At 61.8% G+C, this 15,229-nt stretch carries 18 protein-coding genes; 7 read left to right on the top strand and 11 right to left on the bottom strand.

Annotated elements, in window-relative coordinates; all coding sequences use genetic code 11:
- Positions 1–54: 54 nt before the first annotated feature.
- From ACSQ2Z_RS19775 to ACSQ2Z_RS19750, 6 genes are all read right to left on the bottom strand, one after another.
- On the bottom strand, positions 55–369 hold the full coding sequence (locus ACSQ2Z_RS19775) for a YkgJ family cysteine cluster protein (protein WP_436082773.1): 315 nt from the start codon (positions 367–369) through the stop codon (positions 55–57).
- Positions 370–552: 183 nt separating this feature from the next.
- Complete coding sequence (spdA, locus tag ACSQ2Z_RS19770; protein WP_436082772.1) at positions 553–1,359, bottom strand: 2', 3'cyclic nucleotide phosphodiesterase SpdA; 807 nt, start codon at positions 1,357–1,359, stop codon at positions 553–555.
- A 96-nt stretch (positions 1,360–1,455) separates the two neighbouring features.
- Positions 1,456–1,815 carry a hypothetical protein gene (locus ACSQ2Z_RS19765; RefSeq protein ID WP_436082771.1) on the bottom strand — a complete coding sequence of 120 codons (360 nt, stop codon included), beginning with the start codon at positions 1,813–1,815 and terminating at the stop codon, positions 1,456–1,458.
- A 27-nt stretch (positions 1,816–1,842) separates the two neighbouring features.
- Positions 1,843–2,286 carry an acetyl-CoA carboxylase biotin carboxyl carrier protein gene (locus ACSQ2Z_RS19760; RefSeq protein WP_436082770.1) on the bottom strand — a complete coding sequence of 148 codons (444 nt, stop codon included), beginning with the start codon at positions 2,284–2,286 and terminating at the stop codon, positions 1,843–1,845.
- 22 nt (positions 2,287–2,308) lie between these two features.
- Complete coding sequence (locus ACSQ2Z_RS19755) at positions 2,309–3,082, bottom strand: LamB/YcsF family protein (RefSeq protein WP_436082769.1); 774 nt, start codon at positions 3,080–3,082, stop codon at positions 2,309–2,311.
- A 260-nt stretch (positions 3,083–3,342) separates the two neighbouring features.
- Positions 3,343–3,639 (bottom strand): hypothetical protein, encoded by a 297-nt coding sequence (locus tag ACSQ2Z_RS19750; protein ID WP_436083134.1) that lies wholly within the window; start codon positions 3,637–3,639, stop codon positions 3,343–3,345.
- A 114-nt stretch (positions 3,640–3,753) separates the two neighbouring features.
- Here ACSQ2Z_RS19750 and ACSQ2Z_RS19745 point away from each other — a divergent pair, with 114 nt between their 5' ends.
- The 4 genes from ACSQ2Z_RS19745 (at position 3,754) to ACSQ2Z_RS19730 (ending at position 6,862) form a co-directional block, all read left to right on the top strand.
- Positions 3,754–4,095, top strand: coding sequence for a helix-turn-helix domain-containing protein (locus tag ACSQ2Z_RS19745; protein ID WP_436082768.1), 342 nt, complete (start codon positions 3,754–3,756; stop codon positions 4,093–4,095).
- A gap of 69 nt (positions 4,096–4,164) precedes the next feature.
- On the top strand, positions 4,165–4,830 hold the full coding sequence (gene pxpB / locus ACSQ2Z_RS19740; RefSeq protein WP_436082767.1) for a 5-oxoprolinase subunit PxpB: 666 nt from the start codon (positions 4,165–4,167) through the stop codon (positions 4,828–4,830).
- Positions 4,827–5,804 (top strand): biotin-dependent carboxyltransferase family protein, encoded by a 978-nt coding sequence (locus tag ACSQ2Z_RS19735; protein ID WP_436082766.1) that lies wholly within the window; start codon positions 4,827–4,829, stop codon positions 5,802–5,804. The genes pxpB and ACSQ2Z_RS19735 overlap by 4 nt, the downstream gene beginning before the upstream one ends.
- Positions 5,805–5,827: 23 nt before the next feature.
- The gene (locus ACSQ2Z_RS19730) at positions 5,828–6,862 is read left to right on the top strand and encodes a proline racemase family protein (protein ID WP_436082765.1); all 1,035 of its coding nucleotides are present in this window, start codon (positions 5,828–5,830) and stop codon (positions 6,860–6,862) included.
- 135 nt (positions 6,863–6,997) lie between these two features.
- Here ACSQ2Z_RS19730 and ACSQ2Z_RS19725 read toward each other — a convergent pair whose 3' ends face one another.
- Entirely contained in the window at positions 6,998–7,888 is an 891-nt protein-coding gene (locus ACSQ2Z_RS19725) for a tetratricopeptide repeat protein (protein WP_436082764.1), read from the bottom strand.
- Between the two features lie 215 nt (positions 7,889–8,103).
- On the opposite strand from ACSQ2Z_RS19725, the gene ACSQ2Z_RS19720 reads away from it, so the two are divergent.
- The gene (locus tag ACSQ2Z_RS19720) at positions 8,104–8,724 is read left to right on the top strand and encodes a FecR family protein (protein WP_436083133.1); all 621 of its coding nucleotides are present in this window, start codon (positions 8,104–8,106) and stop codon (positions 8,722–8,724) included.
- 7 nt (positions 8,725–8,731) lie between these two features.
- Here ACSQ2Z_RS19720 and ACSQ2Z_RS19715 read toward each other — a convergent pair whose 3' ends face one another.
- Together ACSQ2Z_RS19715 and ACSQ2Z_RS19710 are read right to left on the bottom strand one after the other, a co-directional pair.
- On the bottom strand, positions 8,732–10,588 hold the full coding sequence (locus ACSQ2Z_RS19715; protein ID WP_436082763.1) for a CHASE2 domain-containing protein: 1,857 nt from the start codon (positions 10,586–10,588) through the stop codon (positions 8,732–8,734).
- A gap of 4 nt (positions 10,589–10,592) precedes the next feature.
- On the bottom strand, positions 10,593–11,297 hold the full coding sequence (locus tag ACSQ2Z_RS19710) for a Crp/Fnr family transcriptional regulator (protein WP_436082762.1): 705 nt from the start codon (positions 11,295–11,297) through the stop codon (positions 10,593–10,595).
- A 291-nt stretch (positions 11,298–11,588) separates the two neighbouring features.
- Between ACSQ2Z_RS19710 and ACSQ2Z_RS19705 the strand changes: the two genes are divergently transcribed.
- Positions 11,589–12,035: a DoxX family protein gene (locus ACSQ2Z_RS19705; RefSeq protein ID WP_436082761.1), complete on the top strand. Its 447-nt coding sequence runs from the start codon at positions 11,589–11,591 to the stop codon at positions 12,033–12,035.
- 69 nt (positions 12,036–12,104) lie between these two features.
- On the opposite strand, the gene ACSQ2Z_RS19700 is transcribed toward ACSQ2Z_RS19705, so the two are convergent.
- A complete protein-coding gene (locus ACSQ2Z_RS19700) occupies positions 12,105–12,533 on the bottom strand; it encodes an RbsD/FucU family protein (RefSeq protein WP_436082760.1) in 429 nt (142 codons plus the stop codon).
- The gene (locus ACSQ2Z_RS19695; RefSeq protein WP_436082759.1) at positions 12,533–13,765 is read right to left on the bottom strand and encodes an ROK family transcriptional regulator; all 1,233 of its coding nucleotides are present in this window, start codon (positions 13,763–13,765) and stop codon (positions 12,533–12,535) included. Before ACSQ2Z_RS19695 ends, ACSQ2Z_RS19700 begins: the two co-directional genes overlap by 1 nt.
- Positions 13,766–14,068: 303 nt before the next feature.
- Here ACSQ2Z_RS19695 and ACSQ2Z_RS19690 point away from each other — a divergent pair, with 303 nt between their 5' ends.
- Positions 14,069–15,094 carry a sugar ABC transporter substrate-binding protein gene (locus ACSQ2Z_RS19690; protein ID WP_436082758.1) on the top strand — a complete coding sequence of 342 codons (1,026 nt, stop codon included), beginning with the start codon at positions 14,069–14,071 and terminating at the stop codon, positions 15,092–15,094.
- Positions 15,095–15,229: the final 135 nt, after the last annotated feature.

Genomic DNA, 15,229 nt, shown 5'->3' with positions numbered 1-15,229 from the left:
CGCCATAGCCGTGTATCATACGGCAGAGCTGGAAACCTGCCGGACGATCCTAAGTCAGAGCAGGACCTTCTGTGACAGCTTGTGGCGTGCCATCAGACACTCATCGTCGCCCGGCATGCAGGTGCGGCAGACGATCGGCCGCACGGCATAAATCCTGCAGCCGACATGAACACCGAGCTTGCCGTCCAGCGCCGAACAGCGATTATTCTCGCAGCGCATGCCGCCGAGATCGGCGGAAACATATTCAGCCGGAATGCGGTCCAGTTCCTCGTCCGTCTCCAGCGAAAACCGTGGCCAATCTTCGGAATAGCTGCAGCAGGCGCCGCAACTCTGACAGTCGAAATCTTCGGTGGGAACGGTAAGGGTCATGACGCATAGGGTAGCATGGAATCGGGAAAAGGCGGAAGGCTGCGGCCTTCCTCTTCTCCCCAGCGGGGAGAAGGTGGCGCAAAGCGCCGGATGAGGGGGAATCACAAACTCCGAATGTGCCAACTACCCCCTCATCGCCTCGTTTCACGCGGCACTTCTCCCCGCTGGGGAGAAGATGAAAAATCAAGCCACCACTGCTTCGCGAACCGCGATCTCGTAGTCTTCGGTATGCACCAGAACGCCCGTATCCGTCATGACTGCGATGCCGTAGGCGGCGGGTTCGTCAACGGAGAGGGAGGCGTCCGGCGCGTCGAAGGGCATGGGTTGCTGGTGCACCGGGCTCTTGAAAACCGAGAAGGGGATGCCGCGGCTGGAACCGGAAATCGTCCGGTGCACATGGCCGGCAAAGATATGCAGCACATTGCCGTGGCGCTTGACCACGTCGTAGAAGTCGACCTCGTTGATCAGCCGCATGAGGTCCATGCCGGTAAAGCCGGTCGCGTGCGGCGGGTGATGCATGAAGAGCAGTACCGGCCGATCGCCGGCCGTTTCCAGCTGCCGGTCGAACCAGGCGAGGCGCTTGGTGCAGAGAAAGCCGGCATGGCTGCGCGGATAGTCGTAAGGCGGCGCAAACAGAGTATCGAGGATGATGACACGGCAATCGGCAAAATCGATGGCCTGCTGCACGAAACCGTCCGTGTCCTGCGCGACACCGGGAAAAACGTCGAGGAAGATGTCGCGCCGGTCATGATTGCCGATGGTGATGGCGAGCGGCACGGCCAACTGGTCCAGTAGACCCCTGAGCCGCTCATAGGACGGCCGGTCAGCTTGGTGCGCCAGATCGCCCATGACGATCACCCGGTCCGCGTCGGGGTGATAGCGATTGACATGCGCGATGCCGGCGGACAGCCGCTGAAACGGATCAAGCCCGATGATCGACGTGCCCTCGGGCACCATATGCAGGTCGGTGAAGACGATCAGCTTCGTCATCTTTGGTAAGTCCGTTATAAAGGAATTACGAACAATCACCACTAGGCTTGGGCGCGGCGGGCCCGGGCGTCAAGCAACATAATTGGGACTATTCCTTCACGGCGCGACTTCAAACAGCGCGTCGCCATAGCCGACGCCGGTCCCTTCAGCGGCGAGAGCGCGGTGAAGGCGGCAATCCCTCGTGGCAACAACGCAGCGCAGTGTCAGGCCCGTCTTGACGTAGGCAACGACCTCGTCTTTCGCGGCCCTTCGCGGCAGCGCCGGCGCCGGACCTGCATTTGCCGGATGAGCGTGGAGAACAATGCCGACGCCGGGCGAGCGGATCGTATCGGGAGTTGACGTCCCGGCCGGGACAGGCGCCGCTGTGCCATCGGCACCCAGCGTCAAATGAAGCTGAACGGATCCGTGCTCGTAGTCGAAGGCGGCAATTCCGTGCCGCTTCATCAGTGCGATCACGCTTTGGATGTCTTCGCTTTGCATCGCTCACACGGTCTTTTCGATCGTCATCAGCGGCATGCCCGCGCTGACCGACGCGCCGTCTGCTACATGGATTGCGCTGACACGGCCGGCGCAGTCCGCCTCCACCGGGTTCATCATCTTCATGGCCTCGATGATGGCAAGCTTGCGGCCGTCCTCGACAAGGGCGCCGATCTCGACGAAGGGCGCTTCACCCGGCAGCGGCGAGCGGTAGAAGGTGCCGGGTAAACCGGCGACGATGATATGTTCTTTCGGTCCGGCCGCGGAGGCGGAGGCGGTCGCGTCCGCGTGAGTTCCGGCCGACGAAGACGCAGCGCTGGAAGCGCTTGGCCGGGGCGCTGCAACCGTCTTCGACAGGCGGATGCGGGTGCCGTTTTCCGTCAGCTCCAATTCGTTGACGCTGGATTTTTCCAGAAGGCGCATCAGCCGTTCGATCAGGTCGAGGTCCATGAGTGTCTCGTTTCGGCAGGGATCAGGAAAGGAAGTTCTTTACCGCGATGCCATCGGCTTCAAGGCCGCGGCGGACGGTCGCCGCGATGGCAACGGCGGCCGGCGTATCGCTGTGAACGCAGATCGAATGGATCGGGGTCGCGATGCTCTTGCCGGTGATGGTCTCGATGGCACCAGTGCGGACCATGCGGATGACGCGCGCTGCGGCCTCGGCCGGATCGTGGATCACCGCGCCGGCGATCTTGCGATCGACGAGATAACCTTCTTCCGTATAGGCCCGGTCGGCGAAGATTTCGGATGCCGTCTTAAGCCCCATCTCGTTGGCCTGCCGCTGCTGGTGGCCGAGCGCGATGACAAGGCAGACGAGGGACGGATCGACCGCCTTGATGGCGCGGTTGACGGCCATCGCCACCTCGGCGTTCTGCTGGGTGAGGTTGCCGAGTGCGCCATGTGTCTTCACATGGGTGATCGGATGGCCGGCATAGGCAGACATCGCCTGCGCCGCACCGATCTGATAGGCGACCAGCCGTTCGATTTCGCCGGCCGAGAAGGGGATATTGCGGCGGCCGAAGCCCCAGAGATCGGGAAAGCCGGGATGGGCGCCGACGGCGACGCCGCGCTCCTTCGCCAGCGCAAAGGTCGCCGCCATGATCTCCGGATCGCCGCCATGAAAGCCGCAGGCGATATTGGCCGATGTGACGACGTTCAGGATCGCATCATCGTCGCCCATCCGGTAGGCTCCGAAGCCTTCGGCCATGTCGGAATTCAGATCGACGCTCAAGGGTTTGGTGTTCAAGGCTTTTTCCAGCTGTTGGGTGATCGGGCAAAGTCGATCCTAGCCTATGTCGCGAACGAGGGAAATGTCAGGATGCGCCGCTCGGTAGTCGCGAAGGAGGATTGACGGGTTGCGCAAGCCTCCAGTCAAATTACAGATGGCGCAGAATTGTGCGTGTGATGCACGTGACCAGAACCGGCACGCAGAGTGGTCGTGAACAGCGAAGACGAGACCCGTCGCAAGGCGGCTGATGGATAGGGCCGCTGTTCGAATAGTGGGCTTCACGGCGGCTCCAGCCGCCGTCTGACAGCATTCCGCACTCGATGCCAGTAGGTCTGCCCCGCGCCATCGCTGCGATACCACGCGCGCTCGTGCCGCGCGAAAGCTTCCTCCCCCGGGTCCGGATAGCCAGCGATTATGCCGTCGGCCACGCGATCGATTTCGGCTGCGGGAATCAATCTCGGCTTGATGGCGTCGGTCCAGACCATCCACGTGACCAAGCCAATGAAGATAAGCACCTGACCGCCGAAGACGATCAGTACCAGCCACGAAAACACGTAAGCAACTACATCGAACATCGCACCAACCCGATAAAGCGCGATGTAGCCCATAATCTACAAGGCTTCGATGAAAGCAGAAATAGAGACTCATTGTCCGTGGTCTTATCGTCTTCATTTCTCGCCTATCGTGCCATGGAAAACGTGCGCGCGATACTCGCTCGAAACATCAAGGCAGCCAGGAAGCGGTTGAGCCTTTCGCAGGAGGAGCTTGCCGATCGTGCGGAGATAGACCGGACCTATGTCTCCGGCATCGAACGGCAGGTGAGGAACCCGACGATCACCATCGTTGCCAAATTCGCGCAAGCTCTTGAAACAACAACAGCGGGGTCTTCTGACCGACCGATCCCAATAACCAGGCTTGAAGCGGATATACGCCAACCCGCGAAGTGCTCGGACACCAGAGCCAAGGCAGCGGTGCAAAAGCCGGCACAGCGGGCAGAGTGGACATCACGCTTGAACCGCTCAACCCGATAGTGGCTAGGCAAGACCATAAAGCTGATATATCAGTAGGCAGATTGGATTTCGTTCAGTGGATTTTCTCAGGTGACCGAAGTTGTCTCTCCCAGATTGAGTACGCAAGGCGCGGGGGCCATCCTGCTCGACGCTGCCGGGGCCGTTTTTTCGGACGATGTTCAATCGCGAATCTGGGCAGTTGCGGCAGAGATGCTGGCCATCAAAGGCGTGGCCGAGACCGTGCCGGGAATGAACAACCTGATGATCGTGTTCGATCCGCTCCTGATCCCGCCAGCCATCATCGAGCATCATCTTCTCGATGCCTGGCGAACGGTGGTGCCGGATGCTATTGCGGGCCGAGATGTCGAAATACCTGTTGTTTACGGCGGAGCCACTGGAGAGGACCTGGCCCCGCTCGCGGCGCATGCCGGGCTGACCGTCGATGAGGTGGTGCGCAGGCATTCGGAGGCGGTCTACTCGGTGGCGGCTGTCGGGGCGATGCCGGGTTTCGTCTACCTCTCCGGGCTTGATCCCGCCCTCGCCATGCCGCGCCGCGCTGTCCCGCGTATGAAAGTGAAGGTCGGCTCGGTGATCATCGGCGGCGCCCAGGCCGGCATCATGCCCTGCACGGCGCCCTCCGGCTGGCACATCATCGGCAAGACAGAGGTGCCGTTGTTCGACCCGCTGCGCGATCCGCCGTCGGCCTGCAGGCCGGGCGACCGCATCCGCTTCCGTGTGATCGAGGTCAGGGCATGATCGAAATCCTGTCGACCGGCGCGGTCAATTCCGTTCAGGACCTCGGGCGTACCGGCTATCTCAATGCCGGCGTCGGACGCTCCGGCATGATGGATGCCCCGGCGCTCGAAGTCGCCAACATGCTGGTTGGGAACGACAAAGGCGCAGCCGGCATCGAGGTGGCTCTGTTTCCCTTCCGGTTGCGGTTCGACGTCGACACGGTCTTCGCCGTGGCCGGTGCCGATTGCCCGGCAAAGCTCGGTGATCGGCAGGTTCCCGGCTGGTGGGCGATGAATGCCAAGGCGGGCGAGGTGCTGACGCTCGGCCTGCCGCGCTCCGGCGCCCGCGCCGTCATCGCCTTCCAGGGCGGTATCGACGTGCCGCTCGTGCTCGGCTCGCGTTCCACCGATCTCAAGAGCGTTTTCGGCGGGTTCGAGGGTCGCGGGTTGCACCGAGGCGACAGGCTGGCGCTTGCCGGGACGTCTCGCAAAGTGTTGAGGATGGAAGGCGGCTACGGCGCGGATGTGTCGGCGCTGCGCGGGTTTGCGACGGAAAACGACGAGGCGATACTTCTGCGCGTCCTGCCGAGCGCGGAATATGCGGCCTTCACGGACGAAGCGCTGTCGAAATTTCATGAAACCGACTGGCTGATCACCAATGACGCCAACCGCATGGGCTATCGCCTCAGCGGGCCGGAATTGACGCTTACCCGCAAATTAGAACTCTTTTCGCATGGTATCATGCCCGGCACGGTGCAGGTGCCGCCGAACGGCCAGCCGATCATCCAGCTTACCGAGGCCAATACCTGTGGCGGCTATCCGAAGATCGCCAATGTCATCGAGGCGGACCTCTGGAAACTGGCGCAGGCACCGGTGGGAGCGCGGTTGCAATTTGAGGCCACCACGCGCGACACTGCGATAGAAGCGCTGCAACACCAACGCGCCTTCATGGCCGAGCTTGCCGCAGACGCGGCGCTGATGCGCGGCTGGAACTGATTTTTCGTATCGGAGGTAAAGTGATGAGATGGAAACGCACGATCCAGTTGCTGGACGTTCATTGCGAAGGCGAGATCGGCAAGGTGGCGATCGGCGGCGTGCCGAAAATCCCGGGCAACTCGATCGCCGAACAGCTGAACCACATCAATACCGTCGATGACAGCTTACGGCGTTTCCTCTGCCTTGAACCGCGCTCGGGCTCGATCGGCTCGGTCAATCTGCTGGTGCCGCCAAAGCGGCCGGAGGCGGATGCCGGTTTCATCATCCTGCAGGCCGACCAGGCGCATGCCATGTCCGGCTCGAACTCGATCTGCGTGACGACGGCGCTGTTGGAATCCGGCATTGTCGAGATGAAGGAACCGGAAACGGTGGTGATGCTCGATACCGCTGCCGGCCTCGTCAAGGCCACGGCTACCTGCCGCGACGGCCGTTGTGAGCGTGTCAAGCTCACCATGGTGCCGTCTTTCGTGCAGCAACTGGATGTCGAGGTGGAGACGCCCGACTGGGGCCGGATCCAAATGGATCTCTGCTTCGGCGGCGTCTTTTATGCGCTGGTCGATGTCGCGCAGATCGGCACGACGATCGAAAAGGCCAACGCCCGCCGGATCGTCGAGGCCGGCATGATGCTGAAGGACCTCGTCAACCGCACGATCCCCGTCGTCCATCCGGAAATTCCGGAGATCAAGGGCGTCGCCTATGTGATGTTCCGCGATACCGAAGCCGACGGGACCGTCCGCACCTGCACGACGATGTGGCCCGGCCGCGTCGACCGCTCGCCCTGCGGCACCGGCAGCTCTGCCAATCTCGCAACCTTGCACGCACGCGGCCTGGCAAAGGTGGGCGATGTCTTCAAGTCGCGTTCCATCATCGGCTCGGAATTCGAGGTGGGGCTGGAAAGCGTCACCGAAGTTGCAGGTCGCCCGGCGATCATCCCAACGATTTCCGGCCGCGGCTGGACCTTCGGCCTGCATCAGGTGGCGCTCGATCCGTTCGATCCACTGGCCGAGGGTTTTGCGCTGACCGATACCTGGGGGCCGCAGGCCGGGGAAATACGCTGACGGATACGTCAGCGTATACTTACGTTTTAAACCGGGCGACCATGTCGCGCAGTGGGCGCTTCTTGCCCGGCCAGCGGACGGCGCGCGGCTGAACGGCATCGGCGGGCCGCGGGCGGTTTCTCGGATGCGGCTGCCTCACTTGATGCGGCCCGATTTTGTCAGAACGAGGTTTGCCTGTTCGTTCGGCTCGATGCTGCCGGTCATTGCCGTATCGATCTCAAGCTTGGCGATCTTCGCCATGGCGAATGCGTCGCCCCTCTCGGCAGCCTTCGCGAACATGGCCGTGGCGGCAACCGGGTCGGCCTGCATGCCCTCTCCGTTTTCCAGCATCAAGCCAAGATTGACCATCGCGTCGACATTACCGCGATCGGCGGCCAGCCTGTAGAATTGTGCGGCCTTTTGATTGTCTTCCGGAATCTGCGTGCCTTCATCCAGCATGACGGCGAGGTTGAAGGCGCCGAGATTGTCCTTGGCGACTGATGCCCTTTCGAACCACCGCGCGGCAAGCGCACCATTGGCAGCAGTGCCGACGCCGTCACGATAGGCGACGCCGAGATTGTAGGCAGCGAGGATGTTCCCTGTGGCGGCCGCCTTCTGGTAGAGCGAAAATTCGGTTTCGTGATCGCCCCTTTCTCCGAGCATGACCGCATAGTTCACCATCGCAACCGCATGCCCTTCCTCCGACGCTTTTTCGAGCATCCGAAAGGCTTGCGTATGCTGGCCGGCGGCATGGAGCACGCGGGCGAGCTGAAAGGTCTGGCGCGGGCCGCTGCCCTGGTTGAACGCCTCGCGGCAAGCCGAAAGGGCAACGCCGATGCGCAGGTTCTCGGTCGCCACCGGACGAAAGGACAGGTTGCGCTGCAGGTCGTGTTCGCTGCCGGCTTCGGCATCGCACTGGTCGGCGGCAAGCATCGGCGAGGCAGCACGGGCGGAGGGGATGGCGATCGCTGCAACCGAAAGCAGGCTCACGGCGGCGAGCAGGATCGCGTTGATCACTGAAATGCGCGTGTCGGTTTCGTTTTTCATGGCGTTCTCCCTGGTGTTTGTGCGACCCTATGAGACAGCCCGGTTCACGGCTGTTCCTTGGGAAACAGCGTTTCGTCTCGCCAGGGAGGAAGAATGAAAACAACCCGCCCAAGGGGCGTGTTCGCATGCAGGCTTCCCGGTCTGTCGCTCGGATCTGCTTCGAAAGCCGGATTGTTTGAACAAGGAGAAGGGCAATGACGCGTGATGATATCCCGGTGCGGCAGGTCCTTATCGGACGGCGAACGTTCGTTGCCGGTTGCGCTTTGGCCGTAGGCGTTTTTACCGCCATTCCAACGCAGGCAAGCACTGTCATCGGCAAGGCGGCCGACGTGCGTGGCAAGGTCAGCCTCAAGCGGGCGGAGAAGGAAGAGGGACTGGCGACGGGCGCGCAGATCATGGACAACGACTTTGTCCGGACCGCCGCGGAAAGCTTCGCCGACCTGCAACTCGAGGATACCCGTATCCTGCTCGGCAGCGAGACGGAACTGCTGATCGACAGCTTCATCGCTGGCCAGGGCGGTACCATGGAACTCGGCATGGGGCAGATGGTCTTTGACCGGCCGGAAGGTCTTGCGAAGATCGATCTCGCCTTGCGCACCACCTTCGGCATGATCGGCGTGCGCGGCACGAAATTCTTCGCCGGCCCGAACCGCGGCGTTTTTGCTGTCTTCGTCGAACATGGCCAGGTATCGGTCGATGGCGGCGGCGTTGAGCGGCTGGTGGGCGCCGGCGAAGGTGTCGAGATCGCCCGACCAGGCGATGCGCCGACGGAGCCCGTCGTCTGGAAGGAAGCCAGAATCGTCGAAGCCTATGCGAGTGTCGGCCTGAGGCGTTGAGGTCGCTTCAGGCTTCGGTGGTGAACAGTTCCATTTCGCCGAAGCCGCGGATTTCGTGCATGCCGAGCGAGCGCAACCCGCGGCCGCTCTGAACCGCAGCCTCCGGGCCGATACAGATGGCGGTCCCGAGGAACTTATTGGCTTCCTGAAGCCGGGCAGCAAGGTTGATGGCGTCACCATGGGCGGTATAGTCCAGCTTGCCGCCGGCTCCGACTTCGCCGAGCATGGCGATCCCCGTTTCGATACCGATGCGCGTGCGGCCGAACTGGTGTTCGACGAAGCCCGGCCGGCGACGCATTTCCTCCGTCAGCGCCCGGATCGCCTCGGCGCAGTCGATCGCCTTGTTGACGTGGTCCGCAAGATCCTCCGGCGCGTTGAAGAAGGCGTGCACAGCGTCCCCCACCACCTTGTCGACCATGCCGCCATAGCGGGCGACCAGACCGTTCACCTCCGCATAATAGATATCGAGCAGGGTCACGAGGTCGCGCGGCGCAAGCTTCTGAGACAGGGTGGAAAAGCCCTCGATGTCGGTAAAAAGTGCCGTCACCGGGCGCTCCTCGCCGGCAACGCGGCCGTCATCCGGGTTGTCGATGTAGCGGGCGACAACGGATTGCGGCAGGTATTGCGAAAACTTGCTGCGCGCCGCCGATTCCGCCCGCCGCACCCGGGCGAACTGCAACACGCTGGTGACGGAGAGCACGAAGACGAGGGCGAGGCTGATGCCGACGGCATCGACCAGAAGCGCCGAGGTGGCATAGATCGCCGCGGCCGCCGCAATCGTCGCGGAAATCGCCGAGAGACCCAGCAGCGCTGATGTCACTGGTCGCAGGCGGGTGGCAACAAAGGCGACCAGCAGCCCGCCGATCAAGGCCAGAGCCGCTTCATAGAGCGGCAGTTGCGCATCGCGTTTGGGGATGAAGCCGGTCAGCACGGCATTGGCGATGTCGGCATGGATTTGCACGGAGGGTTCGAGCGGCATCGAGGCGGTGGACCGCAAGCCGCCGAGATTGGGAAGGCTGCTGCCGATGAAGACCGTCTTGCCCTTGAACCGCTGATTCGCAACGGCGCCACTCAGCACGTCGCCCGCCGATACCGTCCTTGCGGCAATCGTGGCCGCGGGGCTCGCGGCAAACCGCAGGCTGCCATCCTCATCCAGTTCGATCAGCCGGGCTTCGAGCTTCAACCAGGCCGGCTGCCCGCCGAGGATCGGCGTGCGGCCGCCTGCAGCCAGGCGTGCCGCCTCGATCCCGAGCGCCGGATAGGCATCGTTGCCAAGGATCGAAAAGGCCTGGACCCGGCGGATGCGGGCATCTTCGTCGCCAACGAGAAAAGCGGCGGCCGCAGAACGTGAGGCTTTCTGCAGAAACGGGCAGGAGGCTTCGGCGCCATCGATGAACCACAGGTCGGGGATCGCCACTGGCCGCCGGACCGCGACGGGCGGAACGGGCGCCGGATGCTCGGGGCCGCCATCCGCGATCAGAAAACCGAGGATGACCGGCACGCGCGAAATCGCCTGCGTCAGCGCGGCATTGGATTTCTCGGCGGGATCGCAGGCCGTGCTGAAAATGAAATCGATCGCGACAGCCTTCGCACCGGCTGCCGACAACCGGGAAAGAAGATCGGCCGTTTCGGCCCGGCCCCAACTCTTCTCCGTGGTCTGCTGCAGCGATTTCCGGTCCACGTCGATGACAGCGATCTGATCGGATTGCGGCGCCGGCACCCATTGGGTGAGCGAATCGAAGAAAAGCTCTCGCTGTGTTTCGAGCACCGGCCCTGCGGAGAAGAACAGGAACAATGCACTCAAAACGCTTGCCGCCGCTCCGGCGAAGAGCGGCCTGACCCGGGGCAGGCGGAAGCTTTTCAAGGCGTTATTCCTCTTCGGGTTCCGCGATCTTCTTCAACCGTCCGATATGGCAGGTAATGACGCCGTCGGCCCGTTTGATGGCCGAGCATTCCTCGAGCGCCAGGATGGCGCGGTTTACCTTCGGGCGGCTGGCGCCGAGAATGCCGGCAATGTCAGACTGACTGAGTGTCAAGCGCAGGTTGGCGCTTTCCGGCAGTTCGTTGCCATGAATCTGCTTGAGCGTCGCCAGGAAAAAGCGGGCAACACGCGAATTCAGGTCGTAGAGCGCGATCGTTTCCAGCCGGTCCGTCGTATCGCGCAGCTGTGAACAGAGATAGCGGATGATCGATTCGGCGGCGTTCGGCGTATGGGTGATGAAGTCGAGAAAGGCCCTCTTGCCGATGACATAACCTTCTGTGACGGCGATCGCGGTCGCATCGGCCGAGCGCGGCTGGTCATCGAGAATGGCCATTTCGCCGAACAGCGCGCCAGCCTCGATGTGGCGAAGAAGCAATTCCCGCCCCTGCGGGGTGATCAGCGAGAGCTTGATGCGGCCGGACAGGACGGCAATCATGTAATTGCCTTCGTCGCCGCGTTGGAAGATCACCGTCCCTGCAGTCCATTTGCGATAGGTCGCAAGGGCTGCGACAGCCGCCACCGTCTCCTTGTCGAACTCTTCAAAGATCGGAAAGGAACGCCAGAAGGCGGGACTTTTATTGATTTCACTCATCTGCTTCCCCGTCCCCAAGTTCATTTCCGTCGCTGCGAAATTCTTCTCCCAGTCTTCAAGGGGTTGCAACAAAAAAGACCATGAAAATAGATTGGGCGCCATATCTCCATGCGGTTCCAATGGAATTGCGATGGTCGGCTTCCTGAGCGGGCACCTAATCACGCAATGTTGACGACCTGAGTTCGCTGTTTTGTTATTGTGAACGATCTGTTTCGTCTTGATGGGCTGGATGAATTTGGAATTGCTAGATAAATCTAGCGCCAGAACGAACCAAAAACCGGAGTCTTTTCCATGCCGCAAAACGCCGTTGTCCTCGTCGGACGCATTCTGCTTTCCATCATCTTCATCATGTCCGGCTTTTCGAAGCTGACCGACGCTGGCTCGACCGCCGGCATGATCGCCAATGCTGGCCTTCCGGCAGCAACGGCTCTTACCTACCTCGCCGGCCTGTTCGAACTGATCGGCGGACTTGCCGTTCTGGTCGGTTTCCAGACCCGCATCGCCGCCTATCTGCTTGCTGCCTTCTGCGTGTTCACCGCTTTCGTCTTTCACGGCGGGCCGATCAACGTTCCGACCTTCTCGCCTGAGGCAAACGGCATGCTGAGCATGTTCAACCAGATCATGATGATGAAAAACATCACGATCGCCGGCGGCTTCCTGGTTCTCGCTGCCTTCGGTCCGGGATCGATCTCGGTCGATGCCCGCACCGGGCTGTCGACCAACGCCGGCCGCGCCTGACTACTGGCAGACTGACAGAAAAAAGGCCCGCCGGACCATCCGGCGGGCTTTTTTGTTTTGGAGCAAGCATCAGGGGTAAATTACGCCCTTGCGCAGGATGACATTGCCGTAGAGCCGGGGTTCGCTGGTCTGGACAACCGTATGCGCGGCCTTGACCCTTGGGTAGAAGTCCGGTCCGAGCAGGGGCGTGACAACGCGATCGGGCTCATGCTTGGCGCAGCAGGCGATGATGTCGCGATGCACGGGATCGAGCGCATTGAGGTCCTGCTTGACCGTGGCGCGAAAAATCGCCTCCGGAACGAAATCATCGATCGGCATGACGCTCAGGATTGCGTCGAGAACCGGGATCAGATGATGACCGTCGAGCCGGATCAACCGGCGGCCATGTTCGAGGCCCGGATAGTTGCCGTCGACCAGCGCGATTTCGTCGCCATGACCCATTGCCCGTAGCGTCGCCAGAAGCTCGGGGCTCAGGATCGGGTTCAGACCTTTCAGCATCAGACTGTTTCCTTGAAAAGAACGTTCGTATCGATGAGATAGCGGGAGAAAAGCGGCAGGCTTGCTCCGCCGATGGCGCGGGCCTGGGCGCCGACGGCGCCCTCGATGATTTCTGGCATGATGACGCCTTCGAGATCAAGCTCGCCTGCGGCCTTGCGGATGGCGACGACAATGCGCGCGCGCACCCAGTCGGGGAAGCCGCCGTCGATCACCGCAGCGCCGAAGTCGATGATCGAGGCGGCCGAGACGATCGCCTGGGCGAGGGCTGTGGCAGTCAACTGGATCCAGGTCTCGAGCGGCTCGCCGAAGTCGATCCATTCATCGGCAGAGTACCAGAGCGGTTTCGGATCGATGCCCCTTTCGCGCAGCAGATTTTCAAGCACGAAGATAGATGCGATCTTCAGCAGCTGCTGCGGCTTGCCGTTTTTGTCGGAAACCTGCAGCGGCCCGACGGCGCCGGCCGTGCCGGTGCGGCCGCAAAACAGCGAGGAATTCAAGACGATGCCGCCGCCGATGAAGGAGCCGATGTAGAAATAGATAAAGTCGGGATAGGATGTGCCGACGCCGAAGATGAGCTCCGCTCCGCAGGCGCTTGTGGCATCGTTCTGCATCAGCACGGGATGACGCGTGCGCGCGGCCACTTCGCCGCGCAGGTCGAAACCGCGCCAGCTCTCCATCGCCTCCCTTGGCGCACCGGTCTCGTCGGCCCAGCTCCACAGCTGGAAGGGGGTTGCGATGCCGACACCGGCAATGCGTCCGCGCTGCTCGTCCGTCAGCATCTTTTCGAGCTTCGGTATTCCCTCGGCGATGAAGGACAGGATCTCGTCCGGCATCGGATAGGCGTGGATTTGGTGCAGTTGCAGACGAATATTGCCGACGAAATCCATCAGCACCAGGTCGCAGCTGCGCCGGCCGATCTTGACGCCATAGGAGTAGACCGCATCCGGATTGAGCCGCATGGGAATGGAGGGCTGGCCGACACGGCCGCGCACCGGATCGCCGCGCATCAGCAGATCGTCTTTTTCGAGCGCCCGCATGATGACGGAGACCGTCTGTGCGGAGAGGCCGGAGCGCCGGGCGATATCGGCTTTCGAGAGGCTGCCGTGACGGCGCACCAGCGACATGACCAGTCGCTCGTTATAGGCGCGGACACGGCTGAGGTTTGCGCCGCCGCCAGGATCCAGAACGTCCGGTATCGGCAGGGCAGTGCCGGAGTCGGCTTGTCTTGTCATGCCCCTGATCCTCCCGTCAGCGCCACCTCCTGTCCGAACTGGGTGTTTTTCGGACAGGCCTCCTGATTGCGCCTTCATTCCATCTTGTGCGCGCGCTGCTCTGGTGAAAAGCGCATGCACATTTTCTGGCCAGAGAATGCCACAATTTTTTAATAATTCAATTTGATTTATTTATTGACAGGATTTGATTTTGGTGTTTGTTTTGTGACCGGAAGCGCCAACCGCAGCAGTGGAGATGTTGTGGCGGGCGAGGCCTGACGAGCCGGGAGACCGGTTCCTATTTTCAATCCTTGGGAGGATTTCATGAAGACGACTATTGTTTCCGCCGCTCTCGGCGCGCTTGCGCTCGGCGTTGTTTTTGCTGCACCTGCGCAGGCCGCTGATGTTTCGGCCTGCTTGATCACCAAGACCGATACCAACCCGTTCTTTGTCAAGATGAAGGAAGGTGCCGCAGCCAAGGCGAAGGAACTCGGCGTGGAGCTGAAGTCCTATGCCGGCAAGATCGACGGTGATAGCGAAAGCCAGGTCGCGGCGATCGAAACCTGCATCGCCGACGGTGCCAAGGGTATTCTGCTGACGGCTTCCGATACCAAGGGTATCGTGCCGGCCGTACAAAAGGCGCGCGACGCCGGTGTTCTGGTTATCGCGCTGGATACGCCGCTTGAGCCGGCCGATTCCGCCGATGCCACGTTCGCAACCGACAATCTTCTCGCAGGCAAGCTGATCGGCCAGTGGGCTGCGGCGACCCTCGGCGACAAGGCCAAGGACGCCAAGGTGGCTTTCCTCGATCTGGCGCCGTCCCAGCCGTCCGTGGACGTCTTGCGTGACCAGGGCTTCATGATTGGCTTCGGCATCGATCCGAAGGATGCCAACAAGATCGGCGACGAAGACGATGCGCGCATCGTCGGCCACGACATTACCAACGGCAATGAGGAAGGCGGCCGCACCGCCATGGAAAACCTCCTGCAGAAGGATCCGTCCATCAATGTCGTTCATACGATCAACGAGCCTGCCGCTGCCGGTGCCTATGAGGCATTGAAGGCCGTCGGCAAGGAGAAGGACGTGCTGATCGTGTCGGTCGATGGCGGTTGCCCGGGCGTCAAGAACGTCGCCGAGGGCGTCATCGGCGCGACGTCCCAGCAGTATCCGCTGCTGATGGCCTCGCTCGGCATCGAAGCGATCAAGAAATTCGCCGACACCGGCGAAAAGCCGAAGCCGACCGAAGGCAAGGACTTTTTCGATACGGGCGTGTCGCTCGTGACCGACAAGCCCGCGGCTGGCGTTGAATCGATCGACACCAAGGCTGGCACGGACAAGTGCTGGGGCTGATGCCTCGTCATTGAATGGGACGAGGGGCGGCTTCGGCCGCCCTTCGTTTAAGGTATGACCCTGTCATTTTGACAAAACGCCATAACCGTGGGCACACTTCCACTCTTGCCCTGCCCACCACCTGTCGGTGCGCTG

Origin of the sequence: Pararhizobium sp. LjRoot235, from assembly GCF_964254145.1 — a bacterium.
Lineage (GTDB): Bacteria > Pseudomonadota > Alphaproteobacteria > Rhizobiales > Rhizobiaceae > Pararhizobium.
Note: the sequence above shows the minus strand (reverse complement) of the source record. Positions and strands in the feature narration are given on the sequence as shown.

What these genes read in the sequence shown, in the direction of transcription:
- ACSQ2Z_RS19775 (WP_436082773.1), bottom strand. Translation starts at nt 369, where the DNA reads ATGACCCTTACCGTTCCCACCGAAGATTTCGACTGTCAGAGTTGCGGC.
- spdA (WP_436082772.1), bottom strand. Translation starts at nt 1,359, where the DNA reads ATGACGAAGCTGATCGTCTTCACCGACCTGCATATGGTGCCCGAGGGC.
- ACSQ2Z_RS19760 (WP_436082770.1), bottom strand. Translation starts at nt 2,286, where the DNA reads ATGGACCTCGACCTGATCGAACGGCTGATGCGCCTTCTGGAAAAATCC.
- ACSQ2Z_RS19750 (WP_436083134.1), bottom strand. Translation starts at nt 3,639, where the DNA reads ATGTTCGATGTAGTTGCTTACGTGTTTTCGTGGCTGGTACTGATCGTC.
- ACSQ2Z_RS19745 (WP_436082768.1), top strand. Translation starts at nt 3,754, where the DNA reads ATGGAAAACGTGCGCGCGATACTCGCTCGAAACATCAAGGCAGCCAGG.
- ACSQ2Z_RS19735 (WP_436082766.1), top strand. Translation starts at nt 4,827, where the DNA reads ATGATCGAAATCCTGTCGACCGGCGCGGTCAATTCCGTTCAGGACCTC.
- ACSQ2Z_RS19730 (WP_436082765.1), top strand. Translation starts at nt 5,828, where the DNA reads ATGAGATGGAAACGCACGATCCAGTTGCTGGACGTTCATTGCGAAGGC.
- ACSQ2Z_RS19725 (WP_436082764.1), bottom strand. Translation starts at nt 7,888, where the DNA reads ATGAAAAACGAAACCGACACGCGCATTTCAGTGATCAACGCGATCCTG.
- ACSQ2Z_RS19710 (WP_436082762.1), bottom strand. Translation starts at nt 11,297, where the DNA reads ATGAGTGAAATCAATAAAAGTCCCGCCTTCTGGCGTTCCTTTCCGATC.
- ACSQ2Z_RS19705 (WP_436082761.1), top strand. Translation starts at nt 11,589, where the DNA reads ATGCCGCAAAACGCCGTTGTCCTCGTCGGACGCATTCTGCTTTCCATC.
- ACSQ2Z_RS19700 (WP_436082760.1), bottom strand. Translation starts at nt 12,533, where the DNA reads ATGCTGAAAGGTCTGAACCCGATCCTGAGCCCCGAGCTTCTGGCGACG.
- ACSQ2Z_RS19695 (WP_436082759.1), bottom strand. Translation starts at nt 13,765, where the DNA reads ATGACAAGACAAGCCGACTCCGGCACTGCCCTGCCGATACCGGACGTT.
- ACSQ2Z_RS19690 (WP_436082758.1), top strand. Translation starts at nt 14,069, where the DNA reads ATGAAGACGACTATTGTTTCCGCCGCTCTCGGCGCGCTTGCGCTCGGC.